Origin of the sequence: Aeromonas molluscorum (genome assembly GCF_051376105.1) — a bacterium.
Classification (GTDB): Bacteria; Pseudomonadota; Gammaproteobacteria; order Enterobacterales; family Aeromonadaceae; genus Aeromonas; species Aeromonas molluscorum.
The window spans coordinates 1,308,261-1,324,416 of record NZ_JBPQCY010000001.1; the positions used below are offsets into that span (position 1 = coordinate 1,308,261).

Here is a 16,156-nt window from a genome sequence, read left to right on the forward strand (position 1 = left end):
AATGACGCTTTCACGCTCCCCCCCAGGGGTCGAGGATGTTAAGATGAGCCGTTTTTTCAATCCTCGAGGATGAACATGGCCGTTAAGAAAATCGACCGACTGAGTTTTGATGCCACCTTGGAAGAGTTGGAAACCATTGTTCATCAACTCGAGCAAGGCGCCCTCCCCCTGGAAGAGGCACTAAAACAGTTCGAGCAGGGCATACATCTGGTGCGAGCCGGTCAGCAGAAACTGGAGCAGGCCGAGCAAAAGATCCAAATTTTGCTCGGCCAGGCCGATGGCAGCGAACAGGCTGTCCCCTTCGAACCCGACCAAGGAGCCTGAGCCGTGTCGCTGGATAGTTTCTCTCGTCTGCATCGCCAGCGTATCGATGATCGGCTGTCACAACAGCTCGATGCCCTGCCCGCCATGGCCCCGCGTCTGCGCGACGCCATGAAATACGGCCTGTTGTTGGGCGGTAAACGGGTGCGCCCCTTCCTGGTCTACGCCGTCGGCGAGATGTTGGCCGTGGAGGCTGACCTGCTCGATGGCCCGGCGGCGGCGGTTGAGTGCATTCACGCCTATTCCCTGCTGCACGACGATCTGCCCGCCATGGATGACGACGATCTGCGTCGTGGTCAACCCACGGTTCACAAAGCGTTCGATGAGGGCACCGCCATACTGGCGGGAGATGCCCTGCAAACCCTGGCATTCTCTATCCTGGCTGATCACCCCATGCCTGAGGCATTGATGGCAAACCGGGTCCGTATGCTGAGTACCCTGGCCCGCGCCTCGGGTTATCTGGGCATGTGCGGCGGGCAGGCACTGGATCTGCAAGCCGAGGGGCGGCAGATCAGCCTGTCCGAACTCGAACAGGTACATCGCCACAAGACAGGGGCGCTCATCGAATGTGCCGTCACCCTGGGGGCCCTGTGCAAGGCCGACATAGCACTACAGACCCTGAACGCACTGCAAGAATATGCCGCCGCCATAGGCCTCGCCTTCCAGGTGCAGGATGACATCCTCGACATCACCGGTGATACCGCCACCCTGGGCAAGCCCCAGGGCTCGGATCAGGCGCTGGCCAAGAGCACCTATCCGGCACTGCTCGGTCTGGAACAGGCCCGTGAGCTGGCTCGCGAACTGCACGGCAAAGCCTTAACAGCCCTGCGCCCTTTGCCCTACAATACCGATATTCTGGAAGCGTTTGCCGATTACATCATCGAGCGAACCCACTGAACGCTGGATAACAGTAACAATATGAGCGTTGATATAAGCAAGTTCCCCAACCTGGCCCTCGCTGATACCCCGGTTGAGCTAAGATCCCTGCCTAAGGAGCGTCTGCCTGTCCTGTGCAACGAGTTACGTGAGTACTTGCTGCGCTCTGTGAGCCGTTCCAGTGGGCACTTTGCCTCTGGTCTTGGTACTGTCGAACTGACGGTCGCCCTGCATTACGTCTACAACACCCCCTTCGATAGGCTGGTGTGGGACGTGGGCCATCAGGCCTATCCCCACAAGATTTTGACCGGACGGCGCGAGCGTATTCATAGCATTCGCAAGAAAGATGGTCTGCACCCCTTCCCCTGGCGTGGCGAAAGCGAATATGACGTGCTCTCGGTCGGCCACTCCAGCACCTCCATAGGTGCCGCTCTCGGCATGGCTGTCGCCGCCGAAAGTGAAGGGTTGGGCCGCAAGGTGGTTGCCGTCATTGGTGATGGTGCCATCACCGCCGGCATGGCCTTCGAGGCCCTCAATCACGCAGGGGACGTCCACAAGGACATGCTGGTGGTGCTTAATGACAACGAGATGTCCATCTCGGAAAATGTCGGCGCCCTCAATAATCACCTCGCCCGCATCATGTCAGGCAAGCTCTACACCACCATTCGCGAAGGGGGCAAGAAGGTGCTGTCCGGCCTGCCTCCCGTCAAGGAACTGGCTAAACGCGCAGAGGAGCACCTCAAGGGCATGGTCGTGCCCGGCACCCTGTTCGAAGAGTTTGGTTTCAACTACATAGGCCCCATAGACGGTCACGATATCGATGCGCTGGTCGAGACCCTGCGCAACATGCGCAACCTCAAGGGTCCCCAGCTGCTGCATATCAAGACCAAGAAGGGCAAAGGCTACGAGCCTGCCGAGAAGGATCCCATCGGTTATCACGCCGTGCCCAAGTTCAACCCGGACGAATGGGCACTGCCCAAGTCCACCCCGGGCAAGCCGAGCTTCTCGGCCATCTTTGGCCAATGGCTGTGCGACATGGCTGCCGCAGATGAGCGTCTGGTTGGCATCACTCCCGCCATGCGCGAAGGCTCTGGTCTGGTCAAGTTCAGTCAGCAGTACCCCAGCCGCTACTTCGATGTGGCCATTGCTGAACAGCACGCGGTGACCTTCGCCGCCGGTCTTGCCATCTCGGGCCAGAAACCGGTAGTGGCCATCTATTCGAGCTTCCTGCAACGGGCCTATGACCAGCTGATCCACGATGTGGCCCTGCAAGAGCTGCCGGTGCTGTTTGCCATCGACCGCGCAGGCCTGGTCGGTGCCGATGGTCCAACCCATCAGGGCGCCTTTGACATCAGCTTCCTGCGTACCGTGCCGAACATGGTGGTCATGACCCCATCCGATGAGAACGAATGCCGTCAGATGCTCTACACCGGTTATCAGTGCAACCAGCCTGCAGCGGTGCGCTACCCGCGCGGCAGTGGCTGTGGCATCGAGGTTCAGACCGAGATGCAGGCGCTGGCGCTGGGCAAGGGACGCATTATTCGCAAAAGAAAGGGGCAAGAGGGTCAAGGCATCGCCATATTGGCGTTTGGCACCCTGCTCCATCAGGCCAAGGCTGCCGCCGAAGCACTGGATGCCACCCTGGTAGACATGCGCTTCGTCAAACCCATGGATGACGCCCTGGTGCTCTCTCTGGCCGCCAGCCACTATGAGTTCGTCACCATAGAGGACAACGCCATCATGGGAGGTGCCGGCTCTGCGGTAAACGAACTGCTGATGCGGACCAGGCAGTGCAAACCGGTACTCAATCTGGGCCTACCCGATCGCTTTATCGAACAGGGTACCCAGGAGGAGATCTATGCGCTGCTGGGACTAGACAGTGCTGGCATTCAGGCCAGTATCGAGGCTTGGCGCCAAACCTGACAAGGCGGGTTGAAGAACGAATAAAGAAGGGCGCCCGATGGCGCCCTTCTTGTTTTACCGCTAACCCGAATTAACCCTTGTAGATTTTCGGGTTAAACACATCGCGCAACCAGTCACCCAACAGGTTGATGACCAGTACCAGCACCACCAGGCAGATGCCAGGGAAGGCGGTGATCCACCAGGAGCCGGAGAAGATGTAGTTGAAGCCGACGCTGATGAGCGATCCCAGCGACGGTTGATCCACCGGCATACCCAGCCCCAGGAAGGAGAGCGCAGCCTCACTCATGATGGCATTTGCAACCTGCACGGTAGATATGACCAGAATGGGTGACAGGCAGTTTGGCAATATGTGGCGGAACATGATGCGCGGGGCACGGAATCCCATCACCTGAGCCGCTTCCACGTACTCTTTCTTCTTCTCAGCCAGCACGGAGGCGCGTACCGTCCGGGCATATTGCGGCCACTCGGCGATGCCGATGATCACCACCAGCATGACGATGGCAAACTCGGAATAGAGCTCGGAGCCAAAGCTGGCCTGGAAGATGGCAGAGATAATGATGGCAACCATCATGGTGGAGAACGACAGCTGTACATCGGCAAAGCGCATCAGCAGGCTATCGATACGGCCACCGTAATAACCGGCGATAAGCCCGATGACGATCCCCAGCATCAATTGCAGGCCCACCGCGAACAGACCGATGCTCAGGGAAATACGGGCGCCATACAGGATGGTGCTCCAGATATCCCGCCCCTGGTTGTCGGTGCCGAGCCAGAAGCGCGCCTCGCCCCCCTCCAGCCAGGAGGGTGGCAGCTCCGCATCCATCAGATCGAAGCTGGTCAGATCGTAGACATTGTGCGGCGCCAGCCAAGGAGCCAGCAAGGCGGCCAGCACAAATACCACGAAGATGGCAAAACTGAACATGGCTACTTTATCGCGCAGGAAATAGTAGACGATGTCGGAATTTTTAAAACGCGCCCAGCGGCTTGGGCTTGCAGTCACAGCGTTAGTCATGCTTACCCCTTGGCAGTCAGGTTAACGGTCGGGTTGATGAACCCGTAGAGCAGGTCGACCAGGGTATTGGTCACCACGAAGATCAGTCCCACGAAGATAACGTAGGCAGTGATGAGCGGGGTATCGACCCGGTGGATGGCTTCCAGGAACAGGAAGCCGGTCCCCGGCCACTGGAACACACTCTCGGTCAAGATGGTGTAAGCCACCATGGTACCTATCTGCACGCCACCAACGGTAATCACCGGCAGCATGGTGTTCTTCAACGCATGCTGGTAGTAGACCTTGTTGTTATCCAGTCCCTTGGCACGGGCAAACTTCACGTACTCGGAGGAGAGCTGCTCCAGCATTTCGGAGCGCACCAGCCGGATAAACAGTGGCAGCATGATGGAAGAGAGCGACACCGCAGGCAGGATCAGGTGCAAGATGCCGTCCCAGGTGAAGAAACCGGATTCCCAACCCAGCAGGTTATAGGTCTCGCCGCGGCCATAAGCGGGCAACCAGCCAAGTTGGATAGAGAAGAGGTACATCAGCATGATAGCGGTCAAAAACACAGGAATTGAGATACCTATGCTGCTCACTGCCATGATGATCTTGGTCGGTATGCTGCGCGGGCGAATAGCGGAATAAACGCCGAGCGGAATAGAAACCATGACGATAATGAGGGCTGCTCCGAACACCAGTTCAAGAGTAGCGACGAGCTTGTCGAGAATCACCTCGAGGGCGGGACGCTTGAAGAAGTAGGATGTCCCCAAATCTCCTTGCACCGCATTTTTCAAGAAGCGACTGTACTTCACCAGGAAGGGATCATTGAGCCCCATCTGATCGCGCAAAGCCTGACGCTGAGCCTCGGAGACAGATTGTCCCACCAACTCACGCAGGGGATCCCCCAGGTTATCCTGGATGGAGAAGGCGACCAGGCTGATGACGAACATCACTATCACGGCCTGATAGAACCGTTTCAGCAGGAATGTAAACATGCTTGTCCTTGACTCTGGCCGATGTCTTGGCACCGGCTTCTGTTAATGGCGGGGGCCACTGTTGCCAGTGATGCCCCCGCCGGTCCTTCTTATGACGCTATTACTTGCCTACGACCAGATCACCAAAGTACGGGAAGTTCATCACGTTGACGATAGGCTTGATGTCGGCGTTTTTCTTGGCACCGTAGGCCAGGTTTTCCCAGTGCAAGGGCACATAGGCGGCATCGTCGATCAGCATGGCTTCGACTTTCTGCAGCATGGCACTGCGCTTGGCCGGGTCAGTTTCGGTGTTGGCTTCCATCACCATCTTGTCAGCTTCTGGGTTGGCGTAGCCACCGCAGTTGTACTGGCCCATGCCAGTCTCGGCGCTCTTGGTGAAGGTCAGGAACTCGAAGAAGTTAGCGGTATCTTCGGTGTCTGAGTGCCAGCCGATCAGCTGCATGTCTGCAGCACACTTGTCAAACTCGGGCCAGTACTGGGCCACCGGCATGGTCTTCAGATCCACCTTGATGTTGATCTTGGAGAGCATGGCAGACACTGCCTGGGCGATTTTGACATCGTTGACATAACGGGCGGCCGGGGAGATGAAGCTCATCTTGAAGCCTTGCTCGTAACCGGCTTCCTTCATCAAAGCCTTGGCCTTGGTCAGGTCATACTGAGGTACTAGGGCATCGTTGTGACCGGCGTAGCCTTTCGGGCTCAACTGACCGGCAGGAGTACCGAAGCCTTTGTTGATCTTCTCGACGATGCCCACCTGGTTGATGGCGTAGTTGATTGCCTGGCGCACACGCTTGTCTTTCAGGGCCGGGTTGGTGGCCTGGTTCAACTCGATAATGATGGCGCGCGTACCGGACAGGGTCACCAGCTGGGTGTCCTTGCCCTTCTGGACCCGTTCCAGATCGTTCGGGGCAACCGGGTAGATGACATCCACATCACCACCGAGCAGGGCGGCGACACGGGTCGCATCTTCCTTGATCGGCACCAGAGTCAGGTTCTGAACGTTGCCCTTGGAGGCTTTGTCCCAGTAGTTGGCGTTGCGGGTGTATTCCAGCTTGACGCCCTGCTCGCGGAACTTGACGCTGAACGGGCCGGTACCGGAGACGTGGGTGGAGGCGTAGGAGCTGCCATTCTTGACGATCTCGGCCTTGTCTTTGCCGTTCTCATCCTTGCCGGTGTAGAACTTGGAGTCCATCGGGAAGATGTAGGTCACGGTCTGCAGCACCAGCGGGAATGGCTTGGCAGTGATCAGATCGACGGTGTAGTCATCGACCTTCTTCACTTCGGCGATGGGATCGAAGATAGCTTTGAAGTCGACAGACTCTTTCAGACGGTTGACGGTCCATACCACGTCATCGGCGGTGAAGTCGTTGCCTGAGTGGAACTTGACGCCCTTGCGCAGATGGAAACGTACTGTCTTGTCATCGATACGTTCAAATTTTTCGGCCAGACGCGGCTCGAACTGCAGATCCTGGGTGTAACGCATCAAGGGATCGAACACCAGGTGAGACATCTCCAGGGTCTGACCTGAGAGCTGCTCCTGCGGATCCAGCGAGGTCGGATCAGAGGCCACGGCGACCTTGATATCGGCGGCAGAGACATTGAAGGCCAAACCGGCCGCAAACAATGCCATTGCAATCTTGGATAATCCTTTCTTCATGTCTTTCTCCATGCTGTTAGCTTTTTATTGACACTCTTTTTGACAACAACCGGCACGCCGGTGCTTTCCTAGCTTGCGATTTCCAGTCCCTCACGGGACATTCCCTTAAACTCCGGCATGAGGGAGATCAGCTTGCGGCTGTACTCATGCTCGGCATTGGTAAACAATTTTTCGGTCTCGGCCACCTCGACCAGATGACCGTGCTTCATCACGCCGATGCGATCGCACATCTGACGGATGACCGGCAGATCATGGCTGATAAACAACATGGTAAGGCCGAGCTCTTTCTGCAAATCCTTGAGCAGATTGAGGATCTGGGCCTGTACCGACACATCCAGCGCCGAGGTAGGCTCATCGCAGATAAGGAAACGGGGGCGGGTCGCCAGGGCGCGAGCGATAGAGATGCGCTGGCGCTGACCGCCGGAGAACTCGTGGGGGTACTTGACCCCGGCGCCGCGGCCAAGACCGACATGATCGAGCAGATCGCTGACGATGCCATCGATCTGGCTCTCCTCGGCCAAGCGGTGAAAACGGATGGGCTCGGAGATGATGTCACGCACCTTCATCCGCGGGTTCATCGAGGAGTAAGGGTTCTGGAACACCATCTGCATCTGGCGACGCAGCGGACGACGCTCGCTCTCGTGCTTGATGGCCGTCAAGTCTATCCCCTCGAAGAAGATCTTGCCGCTGTCGGGCGGATAGAGACCCGTGATGGCACGGGCTATGGTGGACTTGCCGGAGCCTGACTCCCCCACCAGACCGAAGGTCTCCCCTTCAAAAATCTCGAAGTTGATGTTGTTGCAAGCCTGCACGTATTCACGGCGGCTCGGGAAGAAGGAGTCCTTGGTGACGAACTTCAGATCCACCTGCTCGACCCGCAGCAGAGCCCCTTTATAGGCGCGCTGGTCCTGACTCTGACCGAGCCAGTGAGTCTTGAGATCGATGCTGGTATCGGGCGCGCTGGCATCTTCGATGTAAGAAACCAGCGGGAAGCGCACCAGCTTCACATCGGAACGGGGTACCGCCGAGATGAGGCTGCGGGTATAAGGATGGGTCGGGGCACCAAGCACCTGCTCTGTGGTGCCGAACTCCACCAGATCGCCGCGATACATGACCGCCACCTTGTCGGTGACGTTGGAGACCACGCCCATGTCATGGGTCACCAGCATGCAGCCCACGTCCCGCTCCTTGCAGAGGGTGCGAATGAGTTGCAGGATCTGATCCTGAATGGAGACATCCAGCGCCGTGGTCGGCTCATCGGCGATGATGAGCTCGGGATCGCAGGAGAGCGCGATGGCGATAACCACCCGCTGACGCATGCCACCGGAAAACTGATGAGGATACTGCTTGATACGCAGCTCCGGGCTCGGGATCCCGACCGCCGTCATCAGCTCGAGGGCCTTGGCGACCGCCTGGCTGTGATTGAGCTCGGTGTTGGCGAGAATGGTCTCAACCAGCTGATGCTCCACGGTAAAGAGCGGGTTCAGCGAGGTCATGGGATCCTGGAAGATAAAGCCGATACGGGAGCCACGAATGGCCCGCATCTCGTTCTGGCTCTTGCCGGAGATGAGTTCACCATTGAGATAGATATCGCCCCGGGCGATATGGCCCGGTGGACTCAGCAAATCGATCACCGCATTGCCGATGGTGGATTTGCCAGCGCCGGACTCACCCACGACACCAACGACCTCGCCCTTCTCGACACAGAAAGAGAGATCCTTCACCGCGGCCAGTACCCCGTAGCGGGAGGGGTACTCAATCCGCAAGTTTTTAACTTCTAGCAAGGACATATTTACCTCTGCGGGGGACATCCGTCCCAAATAATTCTTCCGTAAATCAGCCGCAGATGCTGGTTTGTACCTTGGGCAAACAGTGCTCAATCCATGAGGTAGGGAAACCAGCGATCCGGGCGGGTTTTTTGCATTTTTTTGGAATAACCCGCCAGTAACTTAGACGCTTTGGCCGAAAGAGTAAATGATCTGGATATACAATTTCGCAATACTTTGCAGTGCGTCATGGGCTATCGCCAGCTATAAATCGTGATCTATTGCGCAAAAAGCAGCAAATTAAACTAATTTTGGTCTATATAAACAAAGTTAATATGACACAAACTGTTAACAAGCAGCATAACTGACTAAAGAAGCGGTAGCGTGAAGTGTCGAATGAGTAGTGAATATTTATGTGAAATGATTTTTTTACGGCAGCATCTGCCAATGAACGAAAACCAAACAGTCATATATAAAGAAGGCGCCCCTGGGGCGCCCTACTCCATCTGGCTCAAATCAGCCAATTGGCCAGTAATTGCATACAAAGCAGGGCGAACAGACCCGCGATGACATCATCGAGCATGATGCCGATCCCCCCATGAATGCGGCGATCAAACCAGCTGATGGGCCAGGGTTTGAGTACATCAAACAGCCGGAACAGCAGGAAACCCGCCAGGATCCAGATCCAGCCCGCTGGTGCCGCTATCATGGTGACGCCAAAGCCAATCACCTCGTCCCAGACGATACCGCCATGGTCATCCATGCCGATGGCATCGGTGGCACTCTGGCAAATATGGATGCCGGCCACGAAACCCAGCACCAGCAAGGCGACAAACCAGGGCGTAGAGAGACCACTCACCAACAGATAGAGTGGAATGGCGACGAGCGTCCCCATGGTGCCGGGTGCCTTGGGTGACAGACCTGCACCAAACCCCACCGCCAGCAGGTGGAGCGGGTTTTTCAGGTTCAGCCTCTTAAGCTCGGGTTTGATCATGTGAGGCATCCCCTCTTTTCAATTGCATCATGCAGATATTCCCAGCCTTGCCAAGCCATCACGCGAAGTGATCCCAGCCTTTCAGATCTAGTTCGACCGCTTGCTCCGCGCGCAGATAATCGATACCCGGCTCACCGGCCAGAATGCGGCCGATACGGCTGAACTTGACCCCACTGTGAGCCAGGGCGGTATCCAAGGCTCCCCGGTGATCTTCGGGCACGGTGAAGCAGAGCTCGTAGTCATCGCCCCCCGCCAGCGCCAGCTGCCAGGCATCTTCCGGGAAGACGGCATCCTGCATCACGGGCGAGAGCGGCAGCAGATCCAAGTCAATCTGGGCTCTGACACCGGATGCTTTCAGGATGTGGCCAAGATCCGATGCCAGGCCGTCGGAGAGATCCAGGGCGCTGTTTGCCAACCCGCGCAGTGCCTGACCTGCCAGGATACGGGGATGAGGATGCTCCAGACGCGGCAGGACGGCGGCCAGCTGATTCTCGTTGAGATTACGCTTGCCCAGTAGATGAGAAAGCGCCAGGGCGGCATCCCCCAGGGTGCCGGTGACATAGATGCCATCCCCGACCTTGGCGCCGCTGCGCAGCAGGGCCCGGCCCGACGGCACGGATCCCTTCACCGAGACGGTGATGGAGAGCGGCCCCCGGGTCATGTCGCCCCCCACCAGGGCCACGTTGTAATATTCGGCGAGCTCGAGGAAGCCCTCGGCAAACCCCGCGACCCACTGCTCGTTGATGGCCGGCAAGGTCAACGCCAGCGAGACCCAGCGCGGCTCGGCGCCCATAGCAGCGAGATCGGACAGATTGACCGCCAGCGCCTTGTAACCGAGATCGACCGGGTCCATATCAGGAAAGAAGTGCACGCCACTCACCAGGGTATCGGTGCTCACCGCCAGCTGGGTATCGGCGGGCAGGGTCAGCAGGGCGCAGTCATCTCCCGGGCCCATCACCACGTCCTTGCGGGCGTGGGGGACCTTGAAGTACTTCTCTATCAGCTCAAATTCACCCATACAGTAAAAAGCCAGCGGTTAGGCTGGCTCCTCTCTTAATGCTGTGGAACAGGGATTAACGCTTGTTCAACGTCTTGATGACCTTGTCCAGGACGCCGTTGACAAACTTGTGGCTGTCATCGGCGGCAAACGCTTTGGCCAGCTCGATCGCCTCGTTGATCACCACGCGCGGCGGCACATCATCACGACGAGTCAGCTCATAGGTCGCCAGGCGCAGGATAGCCTTGTCCACCATGTCCACTTCATCGAGCGGGCGGGAGAGGAAAGGCGAGTACACCTTGTCCAGCTCGTTGCAATGCAGGGCAACCCCGAACAGCAAGTCACGGAAGTAGCTCAGATCCACCCCTTTGGTATCCTGATCTATCTTGAACTGCTCTTCGATGTCACCTACGTTTGCCTTGGTCATCTGCCACTGGTAGATGGCCTGAGTGGCGCAATGGCGGGCCTTACGGCGCTCGGACGGTTTCAATGTATTATTCCTTAAAGCTGTTTCAGGACGTTGATCATTTCGAGCGCACTCAATGCAGCCTCTGCACCCTTGTTACCCGCCTTGGTACCGGCGCGCTCGATGGCTTGTTCTATGTTCTCTGTGGTCAGCACGCCGAAGGCGACGGGAATTTCATACTCCATCATCACCTGGGCCATGCCTTTGCTGCTCTCGCTTGCCACCAGCTCGAAGTGGTAGGTGCCACCGCGAATGACGGTGCCCAGCGCAACAATGGCGTCGTACTTGCCACTCTTGGCCAATTTTTTGATGGCCAGCGGTATTTCGACGGCCCCCGGCACACGTACCAGGGTGAGATTGCTGTCTTGCACCTGACCCTGACGCTTCAATACGTCAACGGCACCCTCGATCAGGCTCTCGTTGATGAAGCTGTTGAAACGGGCAACGACAATTGCAACGCGCGCCTCTGGGGCGGCGATAATCCCTTCGATAACCTTCATTGGCAATCCTGTAGCTGTGAAGTCAAATGTGGCCGGGGTCAAAAGTGCGCACAGTCTAGCACAACAGACCCACGACAAAAACCATGCCCGCATGGCAGGCACGAGTTTACTTATTCGAAGCCGGAGTCTCGTTTACTCGCCGACGTATTCAACGACCTCCAGGCCGAAACCGCCGAGGGCATGGTATTTCTTCGGCGAGCTCAGGAGTCGCATCTTGCCGACCCCCAGTGCCTTGAGGATCTGGGAGCCCACGCCGACCCGGCGCGAGGTGCCCTGCCACTTGGCGCCTTCCGGCTGCAATCCTTTATCCGCGGCCTCGAAGCCTTTGACCCGGGCCAGCAGCTCATTGCCATCGGCTTCAGCTCCCAGGATCACCAGCACGCCGCCATCGGCCGCGATACGGGCCATGGACTTGGCCAGTGGCCAGCTGCGGGCCGCGTGGCGGTCAGTCAGCAAGAGATCGCTCAGCACATCGTGCAGATGGACCCGCACCAGGGTGGGTTGCTCGGCCTTGACCTCCCCTTTCTTGAGCGCGAAGTGGACCTGATTGTCGATAGTGTCGCGGAAGGTGATGAGATCGAACTCGCCGAATTCGGTGGGTAGTTTGCACGCGGCCACCTGTTCGACTGTGGTCTCGTGCTGGTTGCGGTACTCGATGAGATCCGCAATGGTGCCAAGCTTGATGCCATGCTGCTCGGCGAAGATCTCAAGGTCGGGACGGCGCGCCATGGTGCCATCCTCGTTGAGGATCTCGACGATGACGGAGGCCGCCTCGTAACCGGCCAGACGAGCCAGGTCGCAGCCAGCCTCGGTGTGACCGGCCCGGGTCAGCACGCCGCCATCTTGCGCCATCAGCGGGAAGATGTGACCGGGCTGCACCAGATCGGCGGCCTTGGCATCAGGGGCCACGGCGGCCTGTACGGTGACGGCGCGATCGGCGGCGGAGATGCCCGTGGTCACCCCCTCGGCCGCCTCTATGGTCACGGTGAAGGCGGTGGAGAACTGGGCATTGTTGCGGTCAACCATGAGGGGCAGCGCCAGCTGCTTGCAGCGATCCCGGGTCAGGGTCAGGCAGATGAGGCCACGGCCGTAGCGGGCCATGAAGTTGATGTCCTCGGGCCGCACACAGGAGGCCGCCATGATGAGGTCCCCTTCGTTCTCCCTGTCTTCGTCATCCATCAGGATCACCATCTTGCCCGCCTTGATGTCGGCGATGATTTCCTGGGTTGTGCTAAGCGCCATGGGCTACTCCGTCAAAGGTGATAAATGCGTAAGGGCTAGATGGGGGCTGCTGGCCCCGTTTCAATCAGACCGGGCTCACAAAAAACCGGATTGGGCCAACTTCGCCAGGGTCAGGGTGCTGCTCGGCGCCTGGGCTCCGGCCCCGCCTTGCAGCAACCGCTCCAGATAACGGGCTATCTGATCCACTTCCAGATTGACCCTGTGACCGGGCTTCCAGCGCGCGATCGTGGTCTCTTCTGCGGTATGGGGCACTATGGTGAGCAAGAACGCATCTCCCTTGACGGCGTTCACCGTCAGGCTGATGCCATCCACCGCAATCGAGCCCTTCTCGGCGATGTAGCGTGAGAGTTCCGCTGGCGCCTTGATCCAGTATTCGATGGCACGACCACTGCTCTGCTTGCTCGCCACTATGCCGACGCCGTCGACATGACCGGAGACCAGGTGGCCGCCGAGGCGCGAACTCGGAGTCAGCGCTTTTTCCAGGTTGACCCTGTCCCCGACTTTTGCCTGGGCAAAACCGGTGCGCGACAAAGTTTCCAGCGAGACATCGGCACTATAGCGTCTGTCCCCCAGGGAGACCACGGTGAGACAGACACCATTGGTGGCGATGGAGTCCCCCAGCTTGACGTCGCTAAAGTCGAGCCCGGCGGCCTCGACCGTCAAGACCACGTCTTCCCCCTGGCGACGCAGCTCGGCCAGGGTGCCCATGGTTTCGATAATTCCGGTAAACATGGTTTCTACCTCATCTGGCTCAAGCTAGCTTGGCCGTGATCCTGATATCCTGGCCGACCATACGCACATCTTTCAGGGTCAGCTTTGGTGCCTGGAACAGACGATCCAGACCCGGCAACTGGAACATACCTCTGCCCTCGTCGCCCAGCAGCTTGGGTGCCTGATAGAGTACCAGCTCGTCCACCAGCCCTTTCTCGAGCAGGGCACCACAGAGGCGCGGCCCCGCCTCGATCAGCACTGAGTTGATCCCCTGCTTGGCCAGCAGCATAAACAGGCTGACCAGATCGACCCGCTCCTCCAGTTTGGGCAGCGCGAGCTGCTGCACCGTCTCTGGCCACTCACCTTCACTTTGCAGCCTCGCCAGCAGCACGGGGCCCGGGCTTGCAAAGAGCGGCAGATCAGGGGTGATGCGGTTTTGCGAATCGATCACCACCCGCAGTGGCTGGCGCAGGCTCTCCTTGGGATAGGCGAGCTTGACCGAGGCTGGCAACTCATCCCAGCGCACGTTGAGGGAGGCGCCGTCGGCCAGCACCGTCTCGGCGCTGGAGAGCACGGCATCATGACGCGCCCGCAGCCGCTGCACGTCGGCACGGGCCAAGGGGCCGGTGATCCACTGGCTCTCGCCGCTCTTCATGGCGGTGCGGCCATCCAGGCTGGCGCCGAGCTTGACCGTCACCTGCGGGAAGCCGGTGCGCATCCGCTTGAAGAAGCCGGGGTTGAGGGCCTCGGCCTCGGCACTGAGCAGGCCGAAATCTGTCTTGATACCCGCCTCGGAAAGCATGCGCAGGCCACGCCCGCCGACCTGGGGATTGGGATCCACCATGGCGGCAACCACTCGGGCCACACCAGCCTCAATCAAGGCCTCGGCGCAGGGCGGGGTGCGACCATGATGGGAGCAGGGCTCCAGGGTCACATAAGCGGTGGCACCACGGGCGGCCTCACCGGCCCCATGGAGGGCATAGACCTCGGCATGAGGCTGACCGGCACGCTGGTGCCAACCCTCGCCGACGACGACGCCATCCTTGACCAGCACGCAGCCGACGCAGGGGTTGGGGGCCGTGGTATAGCGGCCACGACGAGCGAGTTCGAGGGCCCGGCTCATCCATTGGTAATCATCTTGACTAAACATCTGGGCTCCCGTTCAAAGCGAGAAAATGGGCATTGTCGGTGCGATTAGCGCAGCGCAATCGGACGTTGGGTGGCTTATTTCTCCAGCTTGGCGATCTCTTCGCCAAACTCACGGATGTCTTCGAAGCTGCGATAGACCGAGGCAAAGCGGATGTAAGCCACCTTGTCCAGGCTCTTGAGCTCGTCCATCACCAGGTTGCCCACCTGCTTGGAGGGCACCTCCCGCTCACCCGTGGCGCGCAGCCGCGACTTGATATGGTTGACCCCTTTTTCGATGGCCTCCATGCTCACCGGTCGCTTCTCCAGCGCCCGCAGTATGCCTGCACGCAGCTTGTCCTCGTTGAAGGGCTCGCGCGAGCCATTGGATTTGATGACCCGCGGCATCACCAACTCGGCCATCTCGAAGGTGGTGAAACGCTCATGACAGAGCAGACACTCTCGGCGACGGCGCACCTGATGGCCTTCTGCCACCAGCCGGGAATCGATCACCTTGGTATCAACGGCACTACAGAAAGGGCAATGCATCGGACCTCCGGCGCAAACAAACAGGGCACCTGTCCCAGGGGGCAGGATCTTGGGCGGTCAGTGTAACACGCTCACTCAAAACCGGTAAAAGCCCAGAAAAAACAATGCCACCGCAGATGCACCATAGCCGCATCAGCTAGTGCGAAGCGCCTCTATGACCTCGCCTGGCAACCAGATCACAGTGTTTGCATCCCCCTCGATCAGCGCAACGATGGCCTCTCTCGGGCCGGTTTGCCAAGCCTCAGTCCCATAGAAGGCCGCCTGGGTGCGGTTCAGATGCTCAAGGTCATCGTAGGCCCGCATCAGAAAATAGGCGTCCGGATCATGCAAGGAAGGGCCATGGCTCACCACATCCATCCCCCAGGCGCGGTGCAGGGGCAGGCTCTGCTCGCTGACCAGCTTATGAAAGGCCGCCCGGCTCCCGGCCTTAAGCCGATAGATCCGGATCTCCAACACTCGCTTCATCACGTATTCTCCTGTTAAAAATGGCGCAGAAAGCCCTATTCAGGGCTACTCCGTCAGCCAGAGGCTCAATCGTCATAGGGCAAGGTGTCGGGATCGCAATCCACATAATCGGGCACCGGATCCTGCTCGAACTGCACCGCATCGATGTGCGTCGCTCCCTGCATCAGCGCCTTGCTCACCCTGTGCATGCCATCCATGACCCTACCCTCGCTATCGAGAATGATGGGATAGGCGAGATCGGCGGCCAGCATCAGCTGACAGTGCTCGACGATGCTGCGTACCGTGGGTCTGACGTCGCCCTGTCCGTACCAGTGCTCGGCATCCAGTTCGCCAATCTGACCAAGCGGTACGGCGCGCACCGGCAACCCGCGGCTCAGCCTCACCAAGCGGCGCACATCCCAGGCCAGCAGGCCTTCCGGGCTATCACGAAAATGGTACTGAGCTCGAATGGAGAGTATCGACTCATCGTCGCCGATCCTCATCTGACTGGGCATGCAACCTCCTCCTGTCGGCTATATGATCGCGTCCCATGGTCGGGGCGAATATAGAAAAAACAATGCCACCCGAGGGTGGCA

17 protein-coding genes are annotated in these 16,156 nt (G+C 58.8%); 3 read left to right on the forward strand and 14 right to left on the reverse strand.

Going from position 1 to position 16,156, the window contains the following annotated elements:
- The first annotated feature begins 75 nt into the window (after positions 1–75).
- From xseB to dxs, 3 genes are read left to right on the forward strand one after another with little or no spacing between them, the layout of a single operon-like run.
- Positions 76–324: an exodeoxyribonuclease VII small subunit gene (gene xseB / locus ACSMDR_RS06245; protein WP_436467641.1), complete on the forward strand. Its 249-nt coding sequence runs from the start codon at positions 76–78 to the stop codon at positions 322–324.
- Positions 325–327: 3 nt separating this feature from the next.
- Entirely contained in the window at positions 328–1,218 is an 891-nt protein-coding gene (gene ispA / locus ACSMDR_RS06250; protein WP_005903977.1) for a (2E,6E)-farnesyl diphosphate synthase, read from the forward strand.
- Positions 1,219–1,239: 21 nt separating this feature from the next.
- The gene (gene dxs / locus ACSMDR_RS06255) at positions 1,240–3,120 is read left to right on the forward strand and encodes a 1-deoxy-D-xylulose-5-phosphate synthase (protein ID WP_436467642.1); all 1,881 of its coding nucleotides are present in this window, start codon (positions 1,240–1,242) and stop codon (positions 3,118–3,120) included.
- Between the two features lie 70 nt (positions 3,121–3,190).
- On the opposite strand, the gene ACSMDR_RS06260 is transcribed toward dxs, so the two are convergent.
- The 14 genes from ACSMDR_RS06260 to ACSMDR_RS06325 form a co-directional block, all read right to left on the reverse strand.
- Positions 3,191–4,132, reverse strand: coding sequence for an ABC transporter permease (locus ACSMDR_RS06260; protein ID WP_005901583.1), 942 nt, complete (start codon positions 4,130–4,132; stop codon positions 3,191–3,193).
- 2 nt (positions 4,133–4,134) lie between these two features.
- Entirely contained in the window at positions 4,135–5,109 is a 975-nt protein-coding gene (locus tag ACSMDR_RS06265) for an ABC transporter permease (protein ID WP_436467643.1), read from the reverse strand.
- Positions 5,110–5,209: 100 nt separating this feature from the next.
- Positions 5,210–6,766, reverse strand: coding sequence for an ABC transporter substrate-binding protein (locus ACSMDR_RS06270; RefSeq protein WP_436467644.1), 1,557 nt, complete (start codon positions 6,764–6,766; stop codon positions 5,210–5,212).
- 68 nt (positions 6,767–6,834) lie between these two features.
- A complete protein-coding gene (locus tag ACSMDR_RS06275) occupies positions 6,835–8,556 on the reverse strand; it encodes a dipeptide ABC transporter ATP-binding protein (RefSeq protein WP_436467645.1) in 1,722 nt (573 codons plus the stop codon).
- A gap of 487 nt (positions 8,557–9,043) precedes the next feature.
- A complete protein-coding gene (locus ACSMDR_RS06280) occupies positions 9,044–9,526 on the reverse strand; it encodes a phosphatidylglycerophosphatase A family protein (RefSeq protein WP_436467646.1) in 483 nt (160 codons plus the stop codon).
- A gap of 58 nt (positions 9,527–9,584) precedes the next feature.
- Positions 9,585–10,544 (reverse strand): thiamine-phosphate kinase, encoded by a 960-nt coding sequence (gene thiL, locus ACSMDR_RS06285; protein WP_005901574.1) that lies wholly within the window; start codon positions 10,542–10,544, stop codon positions 9,585–9,587.
- A gap of 55 nt (positions 10,545–10,599) precedes the next feature.
- Positions 10,600–11,013 (reverse strand): transcription antitermination factor NusB, encoded by a 414-nt coding sequence (nusB, locus tag ACSMDR_RS06290; RefSeq protein WP_005901572.1) that lies wholly within the window; start codon positions 11,011–11,013, stop codon positions 10,600–10,602.
- Between the two features lie 11 nt (positions 11,014–11,024).
- On the reverse strand, positions 11,025–11,489 hold the full coding sequence (ribH, locus tag ACSMDR_RS06295; RefSeq protein WP_436467647.1) for a 6,7-dimethyl-8-ribityllumazine synthase: 465 nt from the start codon (positions 11,487–11,489) through the stop codon (positions 11,025–11,027).
- Between the two features lie 132 nt (positions 11,490–11,621).
- Complete coding sequence (ribBA, locus tag ACSMDR_RS06300; protein WP_436467648.1) at positions 11,622–12,731, reverse strand: bifunctional 3,4-dihydroxy-2-butanone-4-phosphate synthase/GTP cyclohydrolase II; 1,110 nt, start codon at positions 12,729–12,731, stop codon at positions 11,622–11,624.
- Between the two features lie 75 nt (positions 12,732–12,806).
- Positions 12,807–13,463, reverse strand: coding sequence for a riboflavin synthase (locus ACSMDR_RS06305; protein WP_436467649.1), 657 nt, complete (start codon positions 13,461–13,463; stop codon positions 12,807–12,809).
- Between the two features lie 19 nt (positions 13,464–13,482).
- Positions 13,483–14,592, reverse strand: a complete 1,110-nt coding sequence (gene ribD, locus ACSMDR_RS06310) for a bifunctional diaminohydroxyphosphoribosylaminopyrimidine deaminase/5-amino-6-(5-phosphoribosylamino)uracil reductase RibD (protein ID WP_436467650.1) — start codon at positions 14,590–14,592, stop codon at positions 13,483–13,485.
- Between the two features lie 74 nt (positions 14,593–14,666).
- The gene (gene nrdR / locus ACSMDR_RS06315) at positions 14,667–15,116 is read right to left on the reverse strand and encodes a transcriptional regulator NrdR (RefSeq protein WP_005901565.1); all 450 of its coding nucleotides are present in this window, start codon (positions 15,114–15,116) and stop codon (positions 14,667–14,669) included.
- Between the two features lie 132 nt (positions 15,117–15,248).
- The gene (locus ACSMDR_RS06320) at positions 15,249–15,581 is read right to left on the reverse strand and encodes an NIPSNAP family protein (RefSeq protein ID WP_436467651.1); all 333 of its coding nucleotides are present in this window, start codon (positions 15,579–15,581) and stop codon (positions 15,249–15,251) included.
- 65 nt (positions 15,582–15,646) lie between these two features.
- Positions 15,647–16,075: a ParB N-terminal domain-containing protein gene (locus ACSMDR_RS06325; RefSeq protein WP_436467652.1), complete on the reverse strand. Its 429-nt coding sequence runs from the start codon at positions 16,073–16,075 to the stop codon at positions 15,647–15,649.
- Between the last annotated feature and the right edge of the window lie 81 nt (positions 16,076–16,156).